The 23975-nt window shown below is 61.8% G+C and carries 21 protein-coding genes and 4 pseudogenes; 17 read left to right on the forward strand and 8 right to left on the reverse strand.

The window, feature by feature from the left end; translation table 11 throughout:
- Window positions 1–125 precede the first annotated feature (125 nt).
- From CA237_RS17410 to CA237_RS17435, 6 genes and pseudogenes are all read right to left on the reverse strand, one after another.
- Window positions 126–514: pseudogene (locus CA237_RS17410) on the reverse strand (transposase); the annotation flags it as partial.
- A 116-nt stretch (window positions 515–630) separates the two neighbouring features.
- Window positions 631–1101: a MerR family DNA-binding transcriptional regulator gene (locus tag CA237_RS17415; protein WP_017503287.1), complete on the reverse strand. Its 471-nt coding sequence runs from the start codon at window positions 1099–1101 to the stop codon at window positions 631–633.
- An 81-nt stretch (window positions 1102–1182) separates the two neighbouring features.
- Entirely contained in the window at window positions 1183–2844 is a 1662-nt protein-coding gene (locus CA237_RS17420) for a long-chain fatty acid--CoA ligase (protein WP_126015005.1), read from the reverse strand.
- A gap of 14 nt (window positions 2845–2858) precedes the next feature.
- Entirely contained in the window at window positions 2859–4166 is a 1308-nt protein-coding gene (locus CA237_RS17425; RefSeq protein ID WP_126015007.1) for a porin, read from the reverse strand.
- A 32-nt stretch (window positions 4167–4198) separates the two neighbouring features.
- The gene (locus CA237_RS17430; protein WP_036526775.1) at window positions 4199–4603 is read right to left on the reverse strand and encodes a DUF2147 domain-containing protein; all 405 of its coding nucleotides are present in this window, start codon (window positions 4601–4603) and stop codon (window positions 4199–4201) included.
- A 211-nt stretch (window positions 4604–4814) separates the two neighbouring features.
- Window positions 4815–5459 (reverse strand): DUF3422 family protein, encoded by a 645-nt coding sequence (locus tag CA237_RS17435; RefSeq protein ID WP_126014993.1) that lies wholly within the window; start codon window positions 5457–5459, stop codon window positions 4815–4817.
- A 282-nt stretch (window positions 5460–5741) separates the two neighbouring features.
- On the opposite strand from CA237_RS17435, the gene CA237_RS17440 reads away from it, so the two are divergent.
- The 13 genes and pseudogenes from CA237_RS17440 (at window position 5742) to CA237_RS17500 (ending at window position 18747) form a co-directional block, all read left to right on the forward strand.
- Window positions 5742–6878 (forward strand): thiolase family protein, encoded by a 1137-nt coding sequence (locus CA237_RS17440; RefSeq protein ID WP_004206969.1) that lies wholly within the window; start codon window positions 5742–5744, stop codon window positions 6876–6878.
- The gene (locus CA237_RS17445; RefSeq protein WP_004206971.1) at window positions 6875–9226 is read left to right on the forward strand and encodes a 3-hydroxyacyl-CoA dehydrogenase/enoyl-CoA hydratase family protein; all 2352 of its coding nucleotides are present in this window, start codon (window positions 6875–6877) and stop codon (window positions 9224–9226) included. The genes CA237_RS17440 and CA237_RS17445 overlap by 4 nt, the downstream gene beginning before the upstream one ends.
- A gap of 45 nt (window positions 9227–9271) precedes the next feature.
- The gene (locus CA237_RS17450) at window positions 9272–11062 is read left to right on the forward strand and encodes an acyl-CoA dehydrogenase C-terminal domain-containing protein (protein ID WP_126015009.1); all 1791 of its coding nucleotides are present in this window, start codon (window positions 9272–9274) and stop codon (window positions 11060–11062) included.
- Window positions 11059–11967, forward strand: coding sequence for a nitronate monooxygenase (locus CA237_RS17455; RefSeq protein WP_164523917.1), 909 nt, complete (start codon window positions 11059–11061; stop codon window positions 11965–11967). Before CA237_RS17450 ends, CA237_RS17455 begins: the two co-directional genes overlap by 4 nt.
- Window positions 11968–11976: 9 nt before the next feature.
- The gene (locus CA237_RS17460) at window positions 11977–12720 is read left to right on the forward strand and encodes an electron transfer flavoprotein subunit beta/FixA family protein (protein ID WP_126014995.1); all 744 of its coding nucleotides are present in this window, start codon (window positions 11977–11979) and stop codon (window positions 12718–12720) included.
- A gap of 115 nt (window positions 12721–12835) precedes the next feature.
- A complete protein-coding gene (locus CA237_RS17465; RefSeq protein ID WP_004206978.1) occupies window positions 12836–13762 on the forward strand; it encodes an electron transfer flavoprotein subunit alpha/FixB family protein in 927 nt (308 codons plus the stop codon).
- 8 nt (window positions 13763–13770) lie between these two features.
- Window positions 13771–14196 (forward strand): PaaI family thioesterase, encoded by a 426-nt coding sequence (locus CA237_RS17470; RefSeq protein ID WP_004206979.1) that lies wholly within the window; start codon window positions 13771–13773, stop codon window positions 14194–14196.
- 14 nt (window positions 14197–14210) lie between these two features.
- Window positions 14211–14510 carry a polyhydroxyalkanoic acid system family protein gene (locus CA237_RS17475; protein ID WP_126014997.1) on the forward strand — a complete coding sequence of 100 codons (300 nt, stop codon included), beginning with the start codon at window positions 14211–14213 and terminating at the stop codon, window positions 14508–14510.
- 102 nt (window positions 14511–14612) lie between these two features.
- On the forward strand, window positions 14613–14852 hold the full coding sequence (gene acpP / locus CA237_RS17480) for an acyl carrier protein (RefSeq protein WP_126014999.1): 240 nt from the start codon (window positions 14613–14615) through the stop codon (window positions 14850–14852).
- Window positions 14853–15363: 511 nt separating this feature from the next.
- Window positions 15364–15765: pseudogene (locus tag CA237_RS20090) on the forward strand (alpha/beta fold hydrolase); the annotation flags it as partial.
- A pseudogene (locus CA237_RS19780) lies at window positions 15651–15989 on the forward strand (Tn3 family transposase); the annotation flags it as partial. The pseudogenes CA237_RS20090 and CA237_RS19780, both read left to right, overlap by 115 nt.
- Before the next feature lie 76 nt (window positions 15990–16065).
- Window positions 16066–17181, forward strand: coding sequence for an IS110 family transposase (locus CA237_RS17490; RefSeq protein WP_084281543.1), 1116 nt, complete (start codon window positions 16066–16068; stop codon window positions 17179–17181).
- A 1296-nt stretch (window positions 17182–18477) separates the two neighbouring features.
- Window positions 18478–18747 carry a hypothetical protein gene (locus CA237_RS17500; RefSeq protein WP_116462793.1) on the forward strand — a complete coding sequence of 90 codons (270 nt, stop codon included), beginning with the start codon at window positions 18478–18480 and terminating at the stop codon, window positions 18745–18747.
- A 172-nt stretch (window positions 18748–18919) separates the two neighbouring features.
- Here CA237_RS17500 and CA237_RS17505 read toward each other — a convergent pair whose 3' ends face one another.
- Window positions 18920–19588: a TetR/AcrR family transcriptional regulator gene (locus CA237_RS17505; protein ID WP_066693440.1), complete on the reverse strand. Its 669-nt coding sequence runs from the start codon at window positions 19586–19588 to the stop codon at window positions 18920–18922.
- A gap of 67 nt (window positions 19589–19655) precedes the next feature.
- On the opposite strand from CA237_RS17505, the gene CA237_RS17510 reads away from it, so the two are divergent.
- From CA237_RS17510 to CA237_RS17525, 4 genes are read left to right on the forward strand one after another with little or no spacing between them, the layout of a single operon-like run.
- Window positions 19656–20744 (forward strand): catalase family protein, encoded by a 1089-nt coding sequence (locus tag CA237_RS17510; protein ID WP_232308046.1) that lies wholly within the window; start codon window positions 19656–19658, stop codon window positions 20742–20744.
- Between the two features lie 22 nt (window positions 20745–20766).
- Window positions 20767–21462 carry a hypothetical protein gene (locus tag CA237_RS17515; protein ID WP_066693438.1) on the forward strand — a complete coding sequence of 232 codons (696 nt, stop codon included), beginning with the start codon at window positions 20767–20769 and terminating at the stop codon, window positions 21460–21462.
- Window positions 21462–22835 carry a peroxidase gene (locus CA237_RS17520; protein WP_066693436.1) on the forward strand — a complete coding sequence of 458 codons (1374 nt, stop codon included), beginning with the start codon at window positions 21462–21464 and terminating at the stop codon, window positions 22833–22835. Before CA237_RS17515 ends, CA237_RS17520 begins: the two co-directional genes overlap by 1 nt.
- A gap of 1 nt (window position 22836) precedes the next feature.
- Window positions 22837–23286: a thioesterase family protein gene (locus CA237_RS17525; RefSeq protein WP_084401782.1), complete on the forward strand. Its 450-nt coding sequence runs from the start codon at window positions 22837–22839 to the stop codon at window positions 23284–23286.
- Here the strand turns inward: CA237_RS17525 and CA237_RS17530 are convergent.
- Window positions 23287–23846: pseudogene (locus CA237_RS17530) on the reverse strand (IS5 family transposase); the annotation flags it as partial.
- Window positions 23847–23975 lie beyond the last annotated feature (129 nt).

Consider the following 23975-nt stretch of genomic DNA (forward strand, 5'->3'; position numbering starts at 1 on the left):
GCATGATCTCGACCTCACGCAGCTTCCCGATGATCTCCTCAGGCTTGTGCTTCTTGGCAGGCATGCGTCGTCCCTTCCTTGATCCAGACTGTCATAGTCGATGGACCACTCAGAAGGGGGCAGCTCACTTTGCGCTGCGTTGACCGGTGCTGGCCAAGCACGCGGCATACGCGCCGCTCGGACACGTCCAGCACCCCCCGGACCTGGTTGATGCAGCGCCGGCGCCGTGCGGGGCTCAGAAGTTTCCCTTTGCCGCCTCCTGCAGGATGAGCTTGTCCAGCGTCAGATCCGAAATCGCACGCCGCAGCCGGGCGTTCTCCTTTTCCAGATCCTTCATCCGACGCGCCTGGTCCGTCTTCAGGCCACCATATTCCTTGCGCCAGCGATAATAGGTCTGCTCGCTGACCGCGATCCGCCGGCACGCCTCGGCGGTCGTGCCGCCTTGGCCCAGCACGATCTCAACCTCACGCAGCTTGCCGATGATCTCCTCGGGCTTGTGCTTCTTCGAAGGCATTCGTTGTCCCTTCCTTGGTCCAGACTGTCATAGTCGATGGACCACTCAGAAGGGGGCAGCTCACGGGGGCGCCGCGATCAAGCGTTACCGCTCGGTTAGAGAATGGGATGACCAAATTATCGCTGCAACTTTGCCATCGCTTCCACTTCGATGGTTGTAAGCTCGTCGATTGTCAGGTCGAGCGCAGAGCGCTGCGTCTTCAAGTCGACCAACCTTTCCCGGATGCGGGCAATCAATCGCTCCATTTGCTCCTTATGCTCGGGATCGGCATCGTAGAGATCGAGAAACTCCTTGATTTCCTTGATGGAGAAGCCAAGGCGTTTGCCGCGCAAAATCAGCTGTATGCGTCCGATCTCACGCCTGGAATATGCCCGGGTACTGCCTACCCGTTGAGGGGCGATAAGCCCCTCCTTTTCGTAGAAGCGTAGCGTGCGAAGTGTCAGTCCGAGTTCCTGAGCGACATCCTGGATGCCGTACACTTGTAAATCCGCATCCTTTGCGCGGGTTCTCCCCTTGTGCGTGGGGTTGTCGCGATCCGCGTCCTTAAGCGTTTCATCGTCCTCGGCGAGGTGGAGCGAGTTCCCCATGCCATCCACTCCCTGTCCTCCAATCACGGCTACCCTACCACTCAAGCGCATAAGCCTCGTAGCTTGACAGGGGATAGAGGCTCAGGCGAGCTTTTTGTTCTCCTCCTCGATCAAATCCTTCTTCGAAAGTTTGCCGATCAACGTCTTGGGCAGGCTGTCCCGGAATGCGAAGGCCTTGGGCATCTCGATCTTGCTGAGGCGATCCTGCAAAAAGACCTTGAGTTCATCGACGGTCAGGTTCGATCCCTCGTGCAGCGCGATGAACAACTTGGGAGATTGACCTCTGTAGGCGTCAGGAATCGCGATTGCGATCGCCTCCTTTACCGCCGGGTGCTGGTAGGCCGCATCCTCGATGATCCGGGGATATACATTATATCCGCCACAGAAGATGATGTCCTTGATGCGGTCGACGAGGAAGAGATAGCCATCCTCATCAAAATAGCCGATATCGCCGGTTCGTAGCGCGCCATCGACGAAGACAGCACTGGTTTCTGCAGGGCGCTGCCAATAGCCCTTCATCACCTGAGGGCCGCGGGCGCACACTTCTCCGCGTTCTCCCTGGGGAAGAACCCGCGAGGGATTCTCCGGATCTCGGATCTCGATGATGGTGCCGGGGAAACTTGGGCCGCAGCTATTGTCCTTCACCGTCCCAAACAACGGGTTGCAGGCGATGATCGGGGCGGTTTCGGAGAGCCCATATCCTTCCACGACCCTGGCACGCGTGCGTGCCTCGAACTCCTCGCGTACCTCGAGCGGGAGCGGTGCGCCGCCGGATATACAGGCGCGCACGGCCGAGAGATCGGGTATCTCGTCGTCCGGAAGCGCGTTCAGGGCAACATAGATCGTAGGCACGCCGAAGAACTGTGTCGGCGGCTTGCGCTTCATCGTGTTGAGAACCTGCTTCATCTCAAACCGTGGCAGCAGGACGATTTCGGCGCCGATTTCGACTGAGAAGTTGAGCACCGTCGTGAGTGCGAAGACGTGAAACATGGGCAGGACGCCGAGAGTTCTCTCCTGCTGCGGGCGAAGTCCTCCCACATGCACCACCATCTGGGCGCTGTTCGCCGTGAGGTTGGCGTGGGTCAGCATTGCGCCCTTGGGCACGCCGGTTGTGCCTCCGGTATATTGAAGGACCGCGACATCATCAGGGTGACGTTCTACCGCGTCAGGTTCGGCATCATGGGCGAGAAGCGCCTTGAGCCGGACATGAAGGCCTTCGTCGAGTATCCGCGCGTGGTCTTTTCGCTTGAATAGCGCAAAGCCCAGGCCTTGCAGCCAGGGCAGCATATCCCTCATGCCGCACAACACGATCTTGTCCAGCCCGGCACGTGGCGCGACGGCTTGCACTTTCTCGTGGATTATCCGGACGTCCAGTACCGCCATCATGCGCGTTCCCGAGTCCCGGATCTGATGCTCCAGTTCGCGCTCCGTGTAGAGCGGGTTGAAGTTGACCACGATCGCACCCACGCGCAGCGCCGCGAAGTACAATATCGCGAAATAGGGGCAGTTCGGCAGGCACAGGCCGAACCGATCGCCCTTGCGCAGCCCCTGATCCTGCAATCCACGTGCTGCACGGCGAACGAGTTGCCCCACCTGCGCATAAGTCCAGGTTCGCCCGAGAAAGTCGATGGCGACGCGTTCGGGATAAAGGTTCAACGCATTGTCGAGGAGGTCGGTCAGGAGCCGTGGCGGAATTGCCGGTTCCGGTATCGACGGGAAGGCGCTGATGGCGGGCTGGGGCATGGCGATCTCCAGCATCAGAAGTGGAAACGTCCGCCGAGCGACAGCACGACAGCGTGCGCGTCCTCGAGCTTGCCGTCCATCAGGATCGGCGTCTGCACGGCCGTGCCGGCATAGGCCGCTGTCGTGCGATCAATAGTCGTATCCTTGAACGTAATATACGCTGCGCCCGCATCGAGCGTGAACCGGGAAGACACGGCATAGCTTGTGCCGGCAGCGAAATTCCAACGGTTGCTGTCAGGCACTCGAGCGTCCCGATTGCCGTTGCGCGTCGGGGTCTGGGCGTGTTGAACGCCGGCACGAACGGTCCAGGCTGGTGTGACCGCGTAATCGATGCCGCCTGCGAAGCTCCAAGTGTCCCGGTAATTTTCCGGGATTGAAACGTTGAGCGGCGCGCCGAGCCGGATAGCGTCGAATTTCGACCAACCCATGCGGGTCACCTGACCGTTGAGGGTGACCTTGGGCGACACCGCCACGCGCGCTCCGAAGATCGCCTGCCAGGGGGTCTCGAACGTGGCGTTTGCATTCACTACGCTGTTTTGCCCGGCGAGCGGACCAAGAAGACCGGTCGTCGTCACCGAACCGTCGAGATTATGCTTCACGCTCGACTTGTAGCTGGCGCCCAGTTGCATGGGGCCGGCGCGATATTGCAGCCCGGCCGACCAGCCAAGATCCCAACCATTGCCTTTCAGCTCCTGGTGGCCGTCGGCGAGAAGAGGCGATAGGTTCGGCAGATAGTTGGACAATGATGCGTCGGCATATTCGATATTAAGCGCGGCGCCGATGCTGAGATTTGGCGTAACGAGGTAGGCGATCGATGGCTGGATGTCGTATGTTCGCAGCTTGGTCTTGTCGGCGCTATACCGTGCCCAGCTGTCGGCATCATAATTGGTTGTGAAGCTATAAGGGGAGGCGACGGTCAGCCCCAAAGCGAGCCGTGGTGTCAGGCCGACGGCTATCGCGCCGGAGGGTAGTACGCCATTATTGATCGGATCACGAGAGCGTTGGCTCCCGCCTACAGCCGCAGCCGACTGCCCGGGACGGACAATGAGCGTGTTGACATTGTCAACCGACCCTTTGGGAAGGATTACGCTTACGGCCTGGTGGGCATCGACTCCTTCCATGCCTGCGATCGCAGCCGGATTCCACCAGAGGGACTGTACGCCCTGGTCGGCGACCTCGCCCGAAAAGGCTCGTCCGGCACCTCTGGACGATTGTTCCTGAAGGTAAAAGGCCTGCGCGCTCGCGGCTTGCGGCGCGAGCAATCCAGCCGCCACGGCCGATGTTGCGATCCCAACTTTCCAATTTTTGCCTGCCACGCCCATCTCCCCTTTCGTGATTGTCAAATTCCTCGTGCTTATCGGAGGCGCGTCCATGTCTGCGTCTTGCACAGGGGCCAGACGATGCAGCCCTTGAGGCGCAAATGATCCCGATCGGCTAACGTGACCGTCGCGCTGTATGTACCGCCATCCTCAGCGTTGTAGATGGAACCACCCGACCAACTGCCCGACTTCCACGTAAAACCCTGCAGAATCTGCAATCCACGAAGCTTACGACCGCGCAACGCAGCGGTCTTGTTCTTTTCGTCACGTAGTTCGGGGTTGGCTTTGATCCCGTCGGAACTGATCAAGGCACCGCAGATCGATTGCCCGCAGCGGGTGATTTCCACGACGCCATGACGGCTCTCGGTTTGCCAGCGACCGACAACGGTGTCGGCGGGCAATGCAGTGCTCGAAGCCAGTAGTGTCAGAATGATCGACATTGTTCCTCTCCGCGCGCCTTCAGGCGACCGTCTGTTTCACGTCTGGAGCCAATATGCGGCAAATCAGCGTCCCATAACCATCTCGATGACGTATAGGTAAGTCAATAGCTCAATGCGTCATCAAAATGCCTATTAGGTTGTGTGCGAATTGGAGGGGTCAGGCGCTGCTGGCCCCGTCGTCAGGGTTCGGGCGTGTTCGTGTGTGACGCCGTCAAGCTATTGATCTGTGCGTGCCTTCAAGCAAGGAAAGATTGCGATAATTGCCCAGTTCCTGAATGCGCTGGATGGAACGCGACACTTCGCCGTCAGCCGCCCCGTTCGCGGCAACGACCAGGCGCCCGTAGCCGCCGGCGTGAATGCGAAAGTCGCTCCAAATCCGGACGCTATCCCCGATGATGCAGGAGACGAGATGGCCCGGATGGAAGTCGGCCCGATCGACAACCGGCTCGGCGTAGCGATCGTTCGCCACAACGACGATGTGGGTTGCGCGGATGACCAGGCCCGGCAGCGTTTCCATCCACTGCAAGGTATCACTGAAGGGGCCGACGTCGGGAGCAGACCAGAACTGCGCGTCCGCGCTGACCGAGGTTGACGTTAGCGTCGTGGTGACCGCTTCACTGTCCCTTTCCCAGGCCAGCCGCCCGTTGGCGGACCACTCCGTTTCCAGGTGGCGCAGGTTGCGATCGAGTCCAGAGGCACATCGCTGCTCCAGGATCAGCCATTCCTTCTCCCGGTCATTCTCATCGACCAGGCGAACCGTCTGAAATGCCATGGCGGGCAATTCGAGTGCAGGAAAACGGCGCAGATGCATTTCGCCGACGATCTGACGCCGGAGGGGATGCTCAGAAAATCGCATGTGTGCGCCTTCGAAAACAGGTGCAGTGGCGCTTGGGGAGAGGCGCAGCCGTCGATAAGACGGGCGCGAGCATCATCGCCGGGATGAGAGTGCGCGGTTTTTCACTGGCGAGCATCCGTACGTTCCTCGGCCAAGACCTCCGATATCAAGCCTCCCGGGAACCGGTGCATGACGATTCCCTCGACGGCGTGAGAAGAGTGCCAAAGATTTTAGTTGACGTAAACGTCATTTCACGCACCATTAGGTAATCAGATGTCCGATTCCCTGGAGAGGCTATCATCGATGCGTAATGTGGTTGTTGCGGGCTATGCCCGGTCCCCCTTTCACCTGGCAGGCAAGGGCGCGCTGGCGCGCGTCCGCCCTGACGATCTGGCCGCTCAGGTCATTCGCGGACTGATTCAGCAGACCGGCGTGAAGGCCGAAGATATCGAGGATATCGTGCTGGGCTGCGCTTTTCCTGAAGGCGAGCAGGGCTTCAACATCGCGCGCCTTATCGGTCTTCTCGCCGACCTGCCGCTCTCTGTCGGCGGCATGACCGTTAATCGCTTCTGCGGATCGTCGATGAGCTCGGTCCACATCGCTGCGGGCCAGATTCAGCTTGGCGCCGGCGAGGCCTTCATCTGCGCGGGCGTGGAGTCGATGAGCCGCGTGCCGATGATGGGGTTCAATCCGCTGCCGAACCCCGAGCTCGCGAAGAAGAGCGCCGCCTATATGGGCATGGGCGACACGGCGGAGAATGTCGCGACCAAATATCAGATCACCCGTGCCCAGCAGGAAGCCTTTGCGGTGGCCAGTCAGGACAAGGCGGCCGCGGCTATCGCGGCCGGCAAGCTCGAGGCCGAGATCGTGCCGATCACGACCAAGGCGGGCGTGGTCGACAAGGATGGCACGCCGCGTGCCGGCACGACGACGGAAACCCTCGCCGGGCTGAAGCCGGCCTTCAGCCAGGACGGCACGGTAACGGCGGGAACGTCCTCGCCGCTGACCGATGGCGCAAGCGCAATCCTGGTCACGAGCGAGGATTATGCGCGCGCGCATGGACTGCCGATCCTTGCCCGCATCAAGTCGGTTGCTGTCTCTGGCTGCCAGCCGGAGATCATGGGCATCGGACCGGTCGAGGCCTCGCGCAAGGCGCTGCAGCGGGCGGGGCTCAGTGTGGACCAGCTTGACGTTGTCGAGCTCAACGAAGCCTTTGCGAGCCAGTCACTGGCCTGCATCAGCGACCTGGGGCTTGACCAGTCGAAGGTCAATCTGGACGGCGGCGCCATCGCGATAGGCCACCCTCTGGGGGCGACCGGTGCGCGGATCGTGGGCAAGGCCGCGGCTCTGCTAAAGCGCGAAGGCGGCAGCTATGCGCTTGCCACCCAGTGCATCGGCGGCGGTCAGGGCATCGCCACCGTGCTGGAGGCGGCGGAATGAGCGAGCAGGCCATCAAGCCAGTCGGCGCCCCGCCGGAAACCATCAAAAAGGTCTGCGTGATCGGCGCAGGCGTCATGGGCGCCGGCATCGCAGCGCAGGTCGCCAATGCTGGCGTGCCGGTGCTGCTGCTCGATATCGTGCCCAAGGAGGGCGGCGATCGTGACGCCGTGGCGAAGGGTGCGGTCGCGAAGATGCTGAAGACCGATCCGGCGCCCTTCATGTCGAAGGCTGCGGCGAAGCTCGTTGAAACGGGCAATATCGACGACCATCTCGAGCGGGTGGCCGAATGCGACTGGATCGTCGAGGCGATCGTCGAACGGCTCGACATCAAGCAGGCGCTCTACGCCAAGCTCGAGCAGCTCAAGCGTCCGGGCACGGCGGTATCGTCCAATACCTCGACGATTCCGCTTGGCCATCTGGTCGAGGGGCGGGACGATCAGTTCAAACAGGACTTCCTGATCACCCATTTCTTCAATCCGCCGCGCTACATGCGGCTCATCGAAATCGTGACCGGCCCCGACACTGATACGGCTGTGGCGAGGCGCGTCTCGGATTTCGTCGATCGAAAGCTCGGCAAGCGCATCGTGCCGGCGCGGGACACGCCGGGCTTCATCGCCAATCGCATCGGTACCTACTGGCTGGCCGTCGCGATCAATGCCGCGATGGACCAGGGGCTGACGGTGGAGGAAGCCGACCAGATCGGCGGAAAGCCGATGGGCGTGCCCAAGACCGGCATTTTCGGCCTTGTCGATCTCGTTGGCGTCGACCTCATGCCGCTGCTCACGAAGAGCCTGTCCTCGACGCTGCCGGCAGGTGACGCCTATTTCGACACGGTGAGGCCGATGCCGCTCGTCGACAGGATGATCGCGGAAGGCTTTACCGGGCGGAAGGGCAAGGGCGGTTTCTACGCGTTCGACAAGGCGACGAAGACCAAGAAAGCGCTCGATCTCGCGACCGGCGAATATCGCGTATCGGTGAAGCCGGCTTCCTTGCCGGGCCGGGCCGAGAAGGACCTGGCAGCATTGGTTGCTGCGCCCGGCAAGGTCGGCGCCTATGCCTGGGAAATTCTCGGCAAGGTTCTTTCCTATGCCGCGAGTCTGGTCGGTGAAGCTGCGGACAACATCGTCGGCATCGATGACGCGATGAAGCTCGGCTACAACTGGAAGTTCGGGCCGTTCGAACTGATCGATCGCCTCGGGCCGGGCAAGCTCGCCGAACGGCTGGCCGCCGAGGGGCGGGATGTTCCTGCGATCCTCAAGGTAGCCGGAGATCGGCCTTTCTACCGGGTGCAGGACGGCCGTCGGCAATATCTCGATGCCGCCGGCGACTATCATGATGTCGTGCGGCCCGAGGGCGTGCTGCTGCTGGAAGACATCAAGCTCCATAGCCAGCCGATCCTCAAAAATGGTTCGGCGGCACTCTGGGATGTCGGCGACGGCGTTGCCTGCCTTGAGTTCACCGGCAAGATGAACGCGCTCGACGGCGATGTGATGAAGCTGATCGGTCAGGCGATCCCGGTCGTGCAGGACAAGTTCAAGGCGCTCGTCGTCTATAATGAGGGCAGCAATTTCTCCGCCGGCGCCAATCTCGGTCTTGCTCTGTTCGCACTGAACATCGCGGCATGGGGCGAGATCGAAAAGCTCGTCGCGGGCGGGCAGCAGGCCTACAAGGCGCTCAAATATGCGCTGTTCCCGGTCGTGAGCGCTCCGGCCGGCATGGCATTGGGCGGCGGTTGCGAGATCCTGCTTAACAGTGATGCCGTGCAGGCCCATGCCGAAAGCTATGTGGGTCTGGTCGAGTGCGGCGTGGGTTTGATCCCTGGCTGGGGCGGATGCGGTGAAATGATCGATCGCTGGCGCTCCAGTCCCGGCATGCCCAAGGGGCCGATGCCGGCCGTAGCCAAGGTCTTCGAGACGGTATCGACAGCCACTGTGGCAAAGTCGGCCGCCGAGGCGAAGGAGCATGGCTTCCTGCGTCCCTCGGACGGCATTACGATGAACCGGGACCGTCTGCTGGCGGACGCCAAGGCGAAGGCACTGGAACTGGCCGACGGTTACAAACCGCCTGTGGCTCCGGAATTCCGCTTGCCTGGCGCGGGAGGCAAGTCCGCTCTTTCGATGGCTGTCGAAGGCTTCCAGGCCCGTGGCCTCGCCACATCTTACGATGGTGTCGTATCCGGCGCGCTCGCCGACGTCCTGACGGGCGGCGAGAAGGATCTCATCGACATCGTGACCGAAGAGGATCTGCTGGCGCTCGAGCGCAAGGCCTTCATGCAACTGGTGCGCGACCCGCGGACCCAGGCGCGCGTCGAGCAGATGCTCGTCACCGGCAAGCCGCTGCGTAACTGATTGGCGGCCGGCGGCCGGATGGCCGACCGGTCAGGAGCTATAAATATGCAAGTCTATGACGCCCCGTTGCGCGACATGCGCTTCGTGCTCAACGAACTCCATGCCGATGACGGCTTCGGGGATATTCCCGCGCTGTCGGAGTTCACACCGGATCTCACCGATGCGATCCTCGAGGAGGCGGCGCGCTTCTGTCGCGACGTCCTGTTGCCGATCAACCGGTCGGGCGACGAGGAGGGGTGTCATCTGGAAAACGGCGTCGTGCGGACGCCGGCGGGGTTCCCCGAAGCCTATAAGCAGTTCGCCGAAGGTGGCTGGACCGCGCTCGCATCCGATCCGGAATGGGGTGGGCAGGGGCTGCCGGAAGCGGTCAACAAGCTGGTCGAGGAGATGATCTGCTCGTCCAACCTCTCCTTCGGCCTCTACCCGGGCCTCACCCATGGTGCCACCACTGCGATCGAGGGCCATGGCAGTGACGCGCTCAAGCAGGCCTACCTGCCCAAGATGGTGAGCGGCCAGTGGTCCGGCACGATGTGCCTGACCGAGCCTCATTGCGGTACCGATCTCGGGCTCCTGCGCAGCCGCGCGGTCCCGCAGGGCGATGGCAGCTACAAGGTCACCGGCTCCAAGATCTTCATCTCCGCCGGTGAGCATGACCTGACCGAGAATATCATCCATCTCGTGCTCGCCCGCCTGCCCGACGCCCCCAAGGGCGTGAAGGGCATCAGCTTGTTTCTCGTCCCCAAATATCTGCCCAGGGAGGACGGTACTCCCGGTCAATCGAACGGCGTCGCCTGCGCCGCGATCGAGCACAAGATGGGTCTCAAGGCGTCGGCGACGTGCCAGATGAACTTCGATGATTCGATCGGCTGGATCGTCGGTGAGCCTGGCAAGGGCATGGCCGCCATGTTCACGATGATGAACACGGAGCGTGTCTCCGTCGGCATCCAGGGCCTGGGTGTGGGCGAGGCGGCGTATCAGGCGGCGGCCTGGTATGCGAAAGATCGTATTCAGGGTCGGGCGCTCTCGGGACCCAAATATCCCGATCAGGCAGCCGATCCGATCATCGTTCACCCCGATGTTCGCCGCATGTTGATGACGATGCGGGCTTATAATGAGGGATGCCGGGCGCTCTCGGCCTGGGTCTCGCGCGCCCTGGACGCGGAAAAACATTCTCCCGAACCCGAAGTGCGCCAGCGTGCGAGTGACTTCATTGCGCTCATGACCCCCGTCGTCAAAGCGCTCTTCACCGACCTTGCGTTCGACAGCGCGAACCTTGCGGTCCAATGCTATGGTGGCCACGGCTACATCCGCGAAAGCGGCGTCGAGCAATATGCCCGCGATGCCCGGATCACCATGATCTATGAGGGGACGAACGGCGTTCAGGCGCTCGATCTCGTCGGCCGCAAGCTCGGCGCCTATATGGGCCGCTATCTGCGCAGCTTCTTCCATCCGGTGTCGGCTTTCATCGAGGAAAACAACGTCGACGGACCGATGAAGCCGATGATCGAGGCGCTCGCCAAGGCGTTCGGGGCGCTGCAGCTTTCGACGGCCACGGTCGCGCAGCGGGCGCTCAAGGATCCCGAAGAGGCGGGCGCGGCGTCGGCGGACTATCTGCGTCTGATGGGCCTGGTGGCCATGGGCTATTGCTTTGCCAAGGCGACCAAGATCGCAGGCTTGCAGCTCTTCTTCGGCAGCGAGGACAAGCGCTTCTACGATGCCAAGATCAAGACGGCGACGTTCTTCTTCGAGCGTATCCTGCCTCAGGCGACCGCCAGCTTCCTGGCGATCAAGGCGGGCAAGAAGTCGCTGATGGCGCTGGAAGGCGACGTGTTTTGACGCTTCCGGCAAGCCTCGAAAAGCGGCTGGCCATTCCAGCCATCGTTGCGCCGATGTTCCTTGTGTCGGGACCGGACCTTGTCGTCAGTTGCTGCGAGGCGGGACTGCTTGGTACTTTCCCGGCGCTCAACCAGCGCACCAGTCAAGGTTTCGGTGAATGGCTGGATGAAATCGAGGAGCGGCTGGCTCCCATGCCGGGAGCGGCGCCCTTCGGCGTCAACCTCATCGTCCATAAGAGCAATCCGAGGCTCGACGCCGATCTGGAACTGATCGTTCGGCACCATGTGCCATTGGTCATCACCTCGCTCGGCGCCGTCGCGGATCTTGTCCAGGTGGTTCAGGGCTATGGCGGGCTGGTCTTTCACGACGTGACGAACGTGCGTCATGCGGAAAAGGCGCTCGAAGCTGGCGTCGACGGTCTGATCGCGGTCGCTGCCGGCGCGGGGGGACATGCCGGCACGATGAGCCCGTTCGCACTGGTTGACGAGATACGGCGCTTCTTCCAGGGGCCGCTGGCGCTTTCCGGCGCCATCACGCGCGGCCACCAGATCGCGGCCGCGCAGATGATGGGGGCCGATCTTGCCTATATCGGATCCCACTTCATCGCGTCGGAAGAGAGTCTCGCCTCGCCGGCACAGAAAGACATGGTGATCGGGGCCGGACCAGCGGATATCGTCTATACGGACCGGGTCACCGGCGTCGGGGCCAATTTTCTCCGGCCCTCGCTGGAAGCCGCGACTCTCCCTGAGCCACATGGCGCGCTTTCGGTTTCGGAGGAGGCCAAGGCCTGGAAGACGATCTGGTCGGCAGGCCACGGTGTCGGCGCTACCACTGCCGTCCAACCGGCCCGATCCATCTGTGAGAGACTCATTGCCGAATATCAGGCGGCATTACAATCAGAGTAGGATTGATCCATGAAGGTGCTTGTGCCCGTCAAGCGGGTTATCGATTATAATGTGAAACCGCGCGTGAAGGCAGATGGGACGGGCGTCGATTTGGCGAACGTGAAGATGTCGATGAACCCGTTCGACGAGATCGCCGTCGAAGAGGCTATCCGCCTCAAGGAAAAGGGAGTCGCGACCGAAATCGTGGTGGTGTCGATCGGCGTCGCCAAGGCGCAGGAAACGCTGCGCACCGCGCTCGCCATGGGGGCCGACCGCGCGATCCTCGTCCAGACTGACGATGAGGTCGAGCCGCTCGCCGTCGCCAAGATCCTGAAGGCCATCGCCACCGAGGAGGCTCCGGGCCTGGTGTTCCTCGGCAAGCAGGCCATCGACGATGATGCCAATCAGACCGGCCAGATGCTGGCAGCCCTTCTCGGTTGGGGGCAGGGCACATTCGCCAGCAAGGTCGAAGTATCGGGCGAGACTGTCGCGGTGACCCGTGAGGTGGATGGCGGTCTGGAGACCGTAAGCCTCAAACTGCCGGCGATCGTGACGACCGATCTGCGTCTCAACGAACCGCGCTATGCGAGCCTGCCCAATATCATGAAGGCCAAATCCAAGCCGCTGGCGACGAAGACGCCGGCCGATCTCGGTGTTGAGATCGCCTCGCGCCTCAAGACGCTCAAGGTGACCGAACCCCCCAAGCGCTCGGCGGGCATCAAGGTGGCCGACGTCGATGAATTGGTCGCCAGGCTCAAGGAAATGGCGATTTGATAAACTTTCAAACGCGCCGAACTTGCCGAACCTCTCCCATGCAAGTGACGGCGCACCCCGCTTCATCCTGTGCGCACAGAGATGAAGCGGGGGCGGATTTCTCGGAGAATAAGTTATGAATACGCTCGTCTGGGTTGAACATGACAATGCGTCGGTCAAGGATGCGACGCTATCGGCCGTCACCGCCGCTGCCAAACTTGGTGAGGTCCATCTGCTGGTTGCCGGTGCGGGCATCGGCGGCGTGGCCGAGGCTGCTGCGAAGGTCGCGGGTGTCGCCAAAGTCGTAACGTTCGACGATGCGGCGTTCAAACACGCTTTGCCCGAGAATGTCGCGCCGGCCGTCGCGGACCTGATGCGCGGCTATGACGCGTTCGTGGCGCCTTCCACTTCGAATGGCAAGAACATCGCGCCGCGCGTGGCGGCCTTGCTTGATGTGATGCAGGTCAGCGACATCCTGTCGGTGGAAAGCGCTGACACGTTCACGCGTCCCATCTACGCGGGAAATGCGATCGCGACGGTCCAGTCGTCTGATGCAAAGAAGGTTATCACGGTGCGTGGCACAGCCTTCGAGAAGGCGGCCCGCGAGGGTGGCTCGGCCAGTATCGAGGCTGCGACGGGCACGGATGCGGGACTTTCCAGCTTCGTGGGTGCCGAGATCGCCCAGTCCGAGCGCCCGGAACTCACCTCGGCCAAAATCATCGTCTCGGGCGGGCGAGCGCTGGGCTCGGCCGGGCAGTTTCATGGCGTGATCGATCCGCTGGCCGACAAGCTGGGCGCGGGTGTGGGCGCAAGCCGCGCGGCGGTCGATGCTGGCTATGCGCCCAACGATTTTCAGGTCGGCCAGACCGGCAAGATCGTGGCGCCGGAAGTCTATGTCGCCGTCGGCATATCGGGTGCGATTCAGCACCTTGCTGGCATGAAGGATAGCAAGACCATCATCGCGATCAACAAGGATGAGGACGCGCCCATCTTCCAGGTCGCCGATATCGGCCTGGTCGGCGACCTCTTCAAGATCGTTCCTGAACTGACCGAAAAGCTTTGAGGTAAGCGATGACCGGTCTGGAAGAGATCGAACAGTTCATGGCGGCCGGCACCCGGCCGCCCATGATGGACCTGTTCGACATCGATCTGCTTGAGGCGGAGGAGGGGAAGGTCGTCTTTGTCGCGACGCCCACCTCGCAGACCTACAATTTCATGGGCATCGCCCATGGTGGCTATGCCGCGACGCTGCTGGATTCGGCCTGCGGCATCGCGGCGAACTCCGCGGCCCAAGTGCCCATCAACTGCGTCACGCTCGAACTCAAGGTCGCCTATCATGCGCCCTTGACCGACAGGGTCGGGATGGTCCGTGCAATCGGCCAGGTGGTGTCGATGGGCAAGAGGGTGGCGCATACCGAGGCGCGTCTGATCGACATGGCCGGCAAACTCTATGCCTCCGCGACATCGACCTTGCTGCTCGTCGATCGGGCGGCCTGAACAGGAAAGAAGATATGGAAGTCGTTATCCCGCACAGCCTTGGTAAAATCGAAGCGAAGAGCAGGATCGAGGCCGGCCTGCCCAAGCTGGCAGCGCATATCCCGGGAGGCGGTTCGCTCAGTTCCGAGTGGGTATCGGACTACGCACTACACTTGGTCATCGGAGCGATGGGGCAGAATATCCCGGTGCAACTCGACATTGAGGATCGCGAGATTCGCGGCGACGTCAGCGTACCGCTGTTCCTCAAAATGATGTCAGGACAGATTTCGGATTTTGTGAAAACGAGCGCCGAGAAAATGCTCAGCAAGGCATGATGAATTTACTGGCCGCAGGACAATATCGTTGCTCTGCGATGATTGAGTTTACGAGAATCTGCCCTGTTTCCTAGCCGATAGTGTCCGCGCGAGGGCTTTGTGATGGAAGAAATCGCTCCCCGAGTTTTCAGGATCATTAGCCGTCAGCTCGGCGTCTATCCGGATCAGATTGCCCTTGCTTCGTCTTTCTACGATGACATCGGCGTGGATAGTCTCAATGTGCTGGAAGTTGTGATGGCGCTTGAAGACGAATTCGGACTCACTATCCCGGATGAAGCCGCCGGTGAGGTCAAAACAGTAGAGGATGCGGTCAAGCTGGTCGAAGCATGGATAGCCAAGTGAGATAAAACCCACGATCCTCTGAAACCGCAATTCACGACGACAATGAAATCTAGATATCTCTTTGGTCGCCTGACGTATCACTTCCATGATCAAGGCTACCGTGATCGCGCATAGCCGCCATATGCTTTGCGCCAGAAACGGGATTTCATCTATCGCTTTGCCCACTCGATGACGGAATGGTGTTTCCGAAAAGAATATAGCGAACCATGTTATCTAATGACGAATCGCTGTCTTCTCACATTTGACGAACTGGCTGGTAACGTCGGAGCGGGAAGATGCATGAAAGAGGTAGATCATGCGATACCGTTCATTAGGCCTGGCTACAGTCTTGATTGTCACGAGCACCGCTTGGGCGCAGACGCCGTCGGATAACCAACATGCGCTGATCGGACCGCCCCAACTCCACGCCCTTCCCGTCACCGCTCCGACGCTCGTCGAGGCCTATGGTCCTGATCCTCTGCAGATCGGTGAACTGCGCTTGCCTGCAGGTCCTGGCCCGTTTCCCGTCGTCATGGTCATTCACGGTGGCTGCTGGACCAAAGGCTATGAGACACTGGCAGGCACGGCGCCGTTGGCGAGCGCCTTGACGGACAAGGGCGTGGCGACATGGAATATAGAGTATCGACAGGTTGGTGACACCCGCGGCGGGTGGCCTGGGACCTTCCAGGATTGGGGAGCGGCGCTCGATCACTTGAGGGTGCTGGCACGAACCCAGCCTCTGGACCTGAAGCATGTGGTGACGGTGGGACATTCGGCCGGCGCCCACGCTGCCCTGTGGCTGGCGGCCCGTCCCAGATTGGCGAGGCGCAGAACGCCCTCAAGCGCGCGATCTTCTTTCACCGCACCGGCCGGATACGCGACCATGGGCTACAGGCTCAAGGACACCGAGCGTCCGCGCTCAATCTGGTGGCTGGAGCCATTGTCCTCTGGAACACGACCTACCTCGAGGCGGTGCTTCGCCATATGGAGCAGCAAGGAAAGGAAATCCCGGCCGAATTTCTCCAACATCTGTCACCGCTGGGCTGGCAACACATCAATCTGACCGGCGATTACCTTTGGACGGATCATGACTTAACGACCGGCACGCTACGGCCGCTGCGCCAAAAGATCGGCGCTACCGTGCCCCAAAAGGCTTAGACCCAATGACTGCGGGAGCCTCGGCGGCTCGAATCTGGGATGCTGACTATGGATTAGTCAGCAACGGAGACGAGTCATGACGGAGGCAGTGAAATACATCGGGCTGGACGTGCACAAGGGGACCATCGCTGTCGCGGTGGCCGATGGGGAACGCGGGGGCGAGGTACGCTATGTTGGCACGGTTCCCAACGAGGACGATGCGGTCAGAAAGCTGGTCAAGCGGCTGACCGGGGCGGGCACGAAGTTGCAAGTCTGCTACGAGGCGGGCCCGTGCGGCTACGGCCTGCACCGGTTGCTAACCGGGCTGGGGCAGAGCTGCATCGTCATCGCCCCTTCGATGATGCCGCGGCGACCTGGCGATCACGTGAAGACCGACCGGCGTGATGCGATGACGTTGGCGCGCCTGCTGCGTGCCGGCGAACTCACCGCGATCTGGGTGCCGGACGAAGCGCACGAGGCAGTGCGCGACCTGATCCGGGCAAGGCGCAGCGCGAAGGAGGACGCCACCGGGGCCAAGCAGACGGTGAAGAGCTTTCTGCTCCGGCACGATCGTCGTTATGGCGGCAAAGGAACCTGGACCAAGATGTACTGGCGATGGTTGTCGGAGCAGCGGTTCGACTTCCCGCATCAGCAACTGGCGTTCGAGGAGATGCAGAGGCGCGTGCTCGAGGCGCAAGCACGCGTCGGCCGCCTCGAGGCGGCCCTCGGCGAGGCAGTGGAGGGCTGGCGGTTCGCCCCGCTTGTCCGCAATCTACAGGCGCTGCGTGGCATTCAGTTGGTCAGCGCCGCAACGTTGGTCGCCGAAGTCGGCGATCTTACCCGCTTCGACAATCCCAAGCAGTTGATGGCCTATGTCGGGCTGGTACCGTCCGAATATTCCAGCGGCGCTCGCAAACAGCGCGGACGCATCACCCGCGCTGGTAACGGGCAGGCGCGCACCATGCTGGTCGAGGCAGGCTGGGCTTACCGGTTGCCTGCACGCGAGGAGCGTCGCTACCGCGAGCGGGTCGCTGATCTGCCCGACGAGGTCCAGGCTATCGGATGGAAGGCGCAGGTCCGCCTGTGTCAGCGTTTCCGCCGCCTGGCCGCCACGGGCAAGCCCCAGCCCAAGGTAATAACCGCGATCGCGCGCGAACTCATCGGCTACGCGTGGGACATCGCGAGGCGCGTGTCGCCGGCGGTCGCCACCTGACCCTTTCCCCGAACGCGACGAGAGGAGGCGCCAGCGCACGACCTGCATAGCCTTGGCCGGCGTGCCGCGGGCACCCGACTGTGATGGGTAATCCACGGCGTACGTTGGGGCAGGTTCGTCCGACGCCCGATCTTAGACGGTGGACAGGCCCAGCGACGGATACGGGTAGTGCGGTAATCAACCCGCGGATGAGAGCGTGATCAATCGTCGTCGATCAGGCGCCCGCGGCACACCCGCCAAGGTCAATGCGACGCTGGCTTCCTGGCCAGCGAAGGAGTAAACTCGGCCAGCGTCTCGGATGGCAGTCATGAGAGCGTATATCTGTGCCCGTTTTATGTGACGCCCCCGTCATGGAAGCGGCTCGCGATGGCACGACCGATGCCACGCGCTGCGCCGGTGACGACGCACGTCTTGTTCTTCAATCTTTGCATGATGTTCTCGAAACCAGAGTCCAGGCGGCGCATCGCTCCGCGGGCGTATGCCTTCCCGCTTTAGCGGTGACGCTGGATCATTTCGAAAAACTCCCGAGAACACGACCAGCCTACGGCATCGGCACGATCGCCGCAATTCCCGATCAACGATCCCATGCGAGACGGGATCGCTATGCGTTGGGGTGTCATTCCGCCCCCAACCGGACCCGGCCACCAGCGGCGCATTTTTCAATAGCCCCGGTCGTTTTCCTCGCTGATCGACCGTGAAATGAAACCTTGTCGTAATCACAACAAACCGCTGGCACGATGATAAGGATCGTTCGATGTGGCGAAGGCGTAAAGGGAAACAGCCACCTGATGCCACGCTGCATCCGATTTTTCTTGTGATTCACGCTGCCCCTGCTGATCACCGCGTGTAACGACCGGCAATCAGCTAGGGAGGCAGGTGCGCAGGTTGGCTCCATGACTATGTCGGTGCGTCCAGGGACGTCCGCATGTGGATCCGCACCAACTGTGGTAAAGTTGCAGGATTTCGCTGGAGTTACGTGGTGGACGGAGAACAAACACTGGTGCCGCGCGGCGGATCGCGGGCAGCCGGCGCAGGCGTGGGCACATGACACTGCGGGTGTCGGCACCCGGAGGTTGATCATTGCGGGGGAAACCATCGCCCTCCCCGATCCAGAGGCCCAGTTCACTCCCGTTCCCAATATGCCGCCGCCAGCGCCATTTGTGTCTTGGGGGAGCGACATTCGCTCGCGTGTGTTCGCGGCGAGCAACTGGCTTCGAGAGAGGAATGACTTCACCTGCGGCCGGACCTTCGCGGGTGTCGGATTCAGACTGACGACAGCAGGCTTTCGATAGGGCATTGCTCGATTATTTCGCTGGCAGCGAGGATCGAGACATTGCTGCTCTGATCGGACCCGGCCCACACGAAAACGTTCGCATCGTCCATGCCTCGGGCGATTTCGCGGTGCTGCGCGGCGATCTTGCCGCCATAAAACCAATGCTTCAGTGCGACGGGATCCGGGAACTGCCTGCAGCGATCGGCCATTCGATTGAGGCGCCGTTCGCCGCCACGGCCTACCGCGCAGTGATCGACAGATTCCTCAGTGATTGCTTGGCATCGCGGAACTGAGGGTCTGTCCACTTCGGGAGCGTTCGTAAAAATATGCCTAGGAGATAGCATCATGAGCCTTTTGCGACTGGCACTTACTTTGGCCGCCACCGCGACTTCCTAAGGCAGCCATCTCCGCGGTACCGCCCCCAACCGCATCGGCAACGTTGATTATCCTGCCGGGCGGCATCGATCAATCTTGCGCGAGCGCAGCGAACACATGTCGCATTTGTATAGAGGGAGGGGGATCGCTGCTTTCCTGAAGGGTCAAACCGGACCACAGCGAAAGAAGGATGCGCGCCAGTTGAATGCTCGGTATGACCGGCGTCAGGCCGGTACGCCGTAGCAGATGGGACATTACACCGGCGAAAGCGGACTCGTACGCGATCTTGACCGGTTCGAAGCGAGCACGGAACGCGGCGTTGCGACGTGCGTGAAGGTGAAGTTCGACCACCAGAACCGAATAGCTGGCGTCGACGGACAAGGCATCCAGACTGGCACCGATCGTATCCAGGATGGCTTCCGCCGTTTGATACCGGGTGTCTGCCACCAACATGTCGAACTTTCTTGCGAGGTTCGCCATATGCTCTTCGACCAGCGTGAAGAGCAGATCGTCCTTGCTGGCGAAATACGAATAGAATGCGCCCTGCGAAAAGCCGGCGCGTTCGCAGATGCCTCGAATCGAGGCGGCTGCGACCCCTCCTGCAACGATCAGCCCTATCGCGGCGTCGAGCAGTCGTGTCCGCGTCTCCATGCGCATCTCGGGACGCTTCCTGCGGCGTGGTACCGTCTGCGTCGTCGGTGTCGTCTCATAATCCACCGACACCAGATGCAGCCCGTTGGCGTCAAGGGCAACAGCCACACAGGTATTGCAACTAATATATCGCTTGATATGTTAATGTGGCCCGCCTCAATGAAAGCCGTCATCCGTGACCACCCGCCGCCCCATCGCCTATCGCGACGATCTCGAAATCGAGCAGCCCGACGAAGCCGCGCTGACGCGTGAGATCGTGGCTCGAATGGCGGCGACACAGGCTGCTCACGCAGAGCGGCATCATCATGCGCACCGAGACGCACATGCGAAGAGCCATGCGATCCTGAAAGGGCGGATGACAGTCCATCAGGATCTGCCTGCCGAATTGGCGCAGGGCATCTTCGCCCACCCTGGCGAACATGAGATCGTAGCTCGACTGTCATCGGCGCCGGGTGATATTTACAGCGATGCAGTGCCGGCCCCGCGCGGCTTTGCGGTCAAGGTCATCGGCGTTGGGGGCGAGCGCCTGTCACCCACCCTCGGGGGGGCCAATCAGGATTTCCTGATGGTCAATTTTCCGACGCTCGCCTTTGGTACGATCGCCAAATACAAGGTCATGCTGGGTCTGCTTGAAAAGAACGCGGACGCGCCTGAGGCGGCGCAGCGGCTGATCGCCGCTGCCGCGCGTGGCGTGAAGGGCGCTGTGGAGGCGCTAGGCGGCAGCCCTAAAGCCACGCTTGACGGACTGGCGCGCGACCATGCGAACATGCTGGGCGAGACATTTTATACGCAGGCGGCAATCCGCTACGGCGATCATGTTGCGAAACTGTCGCTGGCGCCGGTCGGGGGGGTGGCCGAACTGACCGGACGGCAGGTCGAGGCGGGCTTCTCGACCATGCGTGACGCGGTAGTCGACCATTTCCGGCACGCCGGCGCCACCTACGAATTACGCGCGCAGCTATGCGTCGACCCGGATACAATGCCGGTCGAGGACGCGGCGGTCCTGTGGGATCCTGCCCTTTCACCGCATCGCGCGATCGCAACGCTGACCTTCCCTCCCCAGGATGCCTATGCCCCGGCCAGACAGGTGCATGGCGACGACCATCTCGCCTTCAACCCGTGGAACGGGGTCGCGGCGCATCGGCCGCTCGGCGGCATCATGCGAATCCGCAAGGCAGCGTATGAATCGTCCTCCAGCCAGCGGCACAGGCTGAATGCCGTGGCTCGGCGCGAACCACGCTCGCTTGATGAAATTCCGGACTGATCCGAACCAGAAGGAGCCGTTCATGGCCGACAGTAAAGATCCCAGGCTTGATGACGAAACCCGTCTGCAAGAGTTCCGTCGCCTCGCCGCAGAAATCGCCGCCGATGCCCCCACGCTGGCCAGGATCGCGATCGAAGGCTTGATCCGCAACCACAACCCTCTGTTCAAGGGCACCGCCGGGTCGGCGGGCCGGGCCGGCCGGCAATCGGGCAATGTGTCCGAACTGACTGCAATCGCCAAACTCAAGCCTGGCGGAGGCGACCGGCTGCGTCGCATCTTCAACCTGACCGGCGGCAATTTCGACGGCGCCCAGAAAGTTTCGACGCTGCATGACATGCGTTTCGTCCTGTTCGACGACGACACGCGCATCCTGTTCGCTACGGCGTACGACGGTGACTGGGATACCTATATCAACGACTTCGCGACCAAGATCCCTGACCTGATGGATCTCTTGTTCGCCAATGTCGAAGGGTGGCCGGGGATTGCCTCGCCTGACGTGAAGGATTTCATCGCCGATCACCAGATCGACGCGGCCGGTTGGTTCGTCGCCAACCCGCAGGTGACGGTTGTGGACGTGCGGCGGCTGCAGCGGATGGAGACGGCGCTCGATGCCTTCCTCGATACAATGGCCGGCAACACCGCTGTGGACCCCGCGACACGGGACGCGCTGGCCCTGCTGTCGAGGCAGGTGTCGGTGCCGCACGGAGTGGATTACTGATGGGTATCCTCCAGCACCTCAAGGACCGCTTCCGCCCTGACCGCGTGACGCTGCAGCTGGACGACATTCAGGCGTTGATCCTGCGCGCGCGGCCTGAACCGTATGTCGGCATTCACGCAATGCTTCACGTCGACGACGCCGCGGGTGGCCGCGATCTCCTGCGAAGGCTCGCGCCGCATATCCCTGCCGCAGCAGACTGGACCGAAGAGCTGACGGCATGGACCGGCGTGGCGATCAGTCACGCGGGTCTGAAGGCGCTTGGGGTGCCCGAAGGCTCGCTCGCCAGCTTTCCTCTGTCGTTTCGTCAGGGAATGGCGGCGCGCGCCGAGCAGCTGCGTGACGCGGGAGAGAATGCTCCCGAGCAATGGGAGGAGGCGTATCGCGACAATCGCTGCCACATCGCGCTCACCATCTTCGCTTCGGATCAGGCCCGGCTTGACGAAGCCACCGACCGGGCAATGTCCGAATATCATGCATCGAGCGGCGTGACGCTGATCGGAACACATCGTTTCGGAGCCGATGCGGATGCCAAGAACCCGTTCGGCTTTCGTGACTCGGTGTCGCAGCCGACCGTCGCGGGTGCCGGGGTCGATCCACAGCCGGGGCAGGAGCGCGCGATCGCGCCGGGCGAGTTCATCCTGGGCGAGGACAGCGAAACGGGAGCGCCGCTGGAGATACCGCAGCCTGACGCGCTGGGGCGGAACGGTTCCTATGTCGTGCTGCGCAAGTATGACAGTCGACCGGGCGCATTCAACGATTTCGTGCGCGGCCAGGCAAACGATGAGGCGGCGCAGGAGCTGCTGGCCGCCAAGATGTTCGGCCGCTGGCGATCGGGGGCACCGCTGATCCTGTCGCCGACCCGCGACGACGAAGAGCTGGGCGCCGATCCGGCCCGGCGCAACGACTTTGATTTCTCGGGCGACAAGGCGGGAATTGTCTGTCCGCATGGCGCGCACATGCGCCGCCTCAATCCGCGCGGTGAGCGACTGACGATCCTGACTGACGAAAACATCCACCGGATCATCCGCCGCTCTTCCACCTTCGGTCCGAAATGGTCGGCCGACCTGACTGCTGCCGACGATGGCGAGGACGATCGCGGCATCTTCTTCATCTTCATCTCGGCACGTGCGTTCGACACGATCGAGTTTCTGCAGCAGGAATGGATCAATCGCGGTAATTTCATCGACCTGGGGAAGGAGCGTGATCCTGTGGTTGGCCTGCATGAGGAACCCGGACGCTTCACCGTGCCTGCCGAGCCGGTTCGTCGCCGTATAGACGGTGTCACCACGTACAACCGGCTGCGTGGCGGCGAATATATGTTCATGCCTTCGCTCACCGCTTTGCGATGGATCGCGGCAGGATCGTGGAACTGAGATGCCTGACCATGGTCCGGGCCGCTACGTTGAATATCGGTATCCGATCAGGGTCGGTCCGGGAGCGATCGACGATCTCGATCATGTGAACAACGCCATCTATCTCATGTGGATGCAAGAAGCGGTCAACGCCTATTGGCGCAAGACCGCGCCGCCAGAACAGGTAGAGACGCTCGCCTGGATCGCGCACCGTCATGACGTGGTCTATCACAGGCCCGCCGTGCTGCACGATCTGATCGTCGCCGTAGTGCGCGTCATTGGTCATCAAGGATGTCGTGCCCACTTTGAAACTCGCTTCGAGCGAAACGGCGAAGACGTTGCCATAGTTGAGTCTACGCTGGTGTGCATCGATCGCGGGTCCAGGCAACTTGTGCGTATTCGTCCCGATCTTGCTCAGCATTTCTATCTTCGTGACACTGAAGCAACTACGGCTAGAGTCAGGACTCGTTGATTACAGCCAGAAGATGACGGTGGCAGCGAGGGCGATGGCGGAGAAGAAGACGGTCGGGCAGCGGTCGTAGCGGGTTGCGACGCGGCGCCAGTCCTTGAGGCGGCCGAACATGATCTCGATGCGGCTACGTCGCCGATAGCGGCGCTTGTCGTACCTGACCGGCTCGTTGCGGGACCGCCGCCCTGGGATGCAGGGTTGGATGCCCTTGGCCTGGAGCGCATCCCTGAACCAGTCGGCGTCGTAGCCGCGGTCACCTAGCAGCCACTGAGCCTTCGGCAGGTCGTCCAGCAACGCTGCCGCACCGGTGTAGTCGCTGACCTGGCCCGCGGTCATAAAGAAGCTCAAGGGGCGTCCGTTCGCATCGGCTACGGCATGGAGCTTGGTGTTCATGCCGCCCTTGGTGCGGCCTATCAGGCGGCCAAGGCCCCCCTTTTTACCCGCAGGCTCGATGCCGTGCGGTGCGCCTTCAGGTAGGTGGCGTCGATCATAACCGTCTTCGGCTCGGCGCCTGCCGCCGCCAGCCCTTCCATCATCCGCGTGAACACGCCTGCCTCACCCCAGCTGACGTGACCCCGGTCTTTCATCCAGCGGCAACCAGAGGCCGACCGTGGTTTTCGCGCATGAGCGCAGGTGAAGCAACGGGCGGGGTTAACCCCGCTCGTTGCTGTTCGAGCCCGGCAGCGAACGCA

Origin of the sequence: Sphingomonas sp. ABOLH (assembly GCF_003951715.1) — a bacterium.
GTDB lineage: Bacteria > Pseudomonadota > Alphaproteobacteria > Sphingomonadales > Sphingomonadaceae > Sphingomonas > Sphingomonas hankookensis_A.

Excerpts from the sequence above, each read along its gene's own strand:
- CA237_RS17415 (WP_017503287.1), bottom strand. The coding sequence starts at position 1,101 with ATGGGGAACTCGCTCCACCTCGCCGAGGACGATGAAACGCTTAAGGAC.
- CA237_RS17420 (WP_126015005.1), bottom strand. The coding sequence starts at position 2,844 with ATGCCCCAGCCCGCCATCAGCGCCTTCCCGTCGATACCGGAACCGGCA.
- CA237_RS17425 (WP_126015007.1), bottom strand. The coding sequence starts at position 4,166 with ATGGGCGTGGCAGGCAAAAATTGGAAAGTTGGGATCGCAACATCGGCC.
- CA237_RS17430 (WP_036526775.1), bottom strand. The coding sequence starts at position 4,603 with ATGTCGATCATTCTGACACTACTGGCTTCGAGCACTGCATTGCCCGCC.
- CA237_RS17435 (WP_126014993.1), bottom strand. The coding sequence starts at position 5,459 with ATGCGATTTTCTGAGCATCCCCTCCGGCGTCAGATCGTCGGCGAAATG.
- CA237_RS17440 (WP_004206969.1), top strand. The coding sequence starts at position 5,742 with ATGCGTAATGTGGTTGTTGCGGGCTATGCCCGGTCCCCCTTTCACCTG.
- CA237_RS17445 (WP_004206971.1), top strand. The coding sequence starts at position 6,875 with ATGAGCGAGCAGGCCATCAAGCCAGTCGGCGCCCCGCCGGAAACCATC.
- CA237_RS17450 (WP_126015009.1), top strand. The coding sequence starts at position 9,272 with ATGCAAGTCTATGACGCCCCGTTGCGCGACATGCGCTTCGTGCTCAAC.
- CA237_RS17460 (WP_126014995.1), top strand. The coding sequence starts at position 11,977 with ATGAAGGTGCTTGTGCCCGTCAAGCGGGTTATCGATTATAATGTGAAA.
- CA237_RS17465 (WP_004206978.1), top strand. The coding sequence starts at position 12,836 with ATGAATACGCTCGTCTGGGTTGAACATGACAATGCGTCGGTCAAGGAT.
- CA237_RS17470 (WP_004206979.1), top strand. The coding sequence starts at position 13,771 with ATGACCGGTCTGGAAGAGATCGAACAGTTCATGGCGGCCGGCACCCGG.
- CA237_RS17475 (WP_126014997.1), top strand. The coding sequence starts at position 14,211 with ATGGAAGTCGTTATCCCGCACAGCCTTGGTAAAATCGAAGCGAAGAGC.
- acpP (WP_126014999.1), top strand. The coding sequence starts at position 14,613 with ATGGAAGAAATCGCTCCCCGAGTTTTCAGGATCATTAGCCGTCAGCTC.
- CA237_RS17490 (WP_084281543.1), top strand. The coding sequence starts at position 16,066 with ATGACGGAGGCAGTGAAATACATCGGGCTGGACGTGCACAAGGGGACC.
- CA237_RS17515 (WP_066693438.1), top strand. The coding sequence starts at position 20,767 with ATGGCCGACAGTAAAGATCCCAGGCTTGATGACGAAACCCGTCTGCAA.
- CA237_RS17520 (WP_066693436.1), top strand. The coding sequence starts at position 21,462 with ATGGGTATCCTCCAGCACCTCAAGGACCGCTTCCGCCCTGACCGCGTG.
- CA237_RS17525 (WP_084401782.1), top strand. The coding sequence starts at position 22,837 with ATGCCTGACCATGGTCCGGGCCGCTACGTTGAATATCGGTATCCGATC.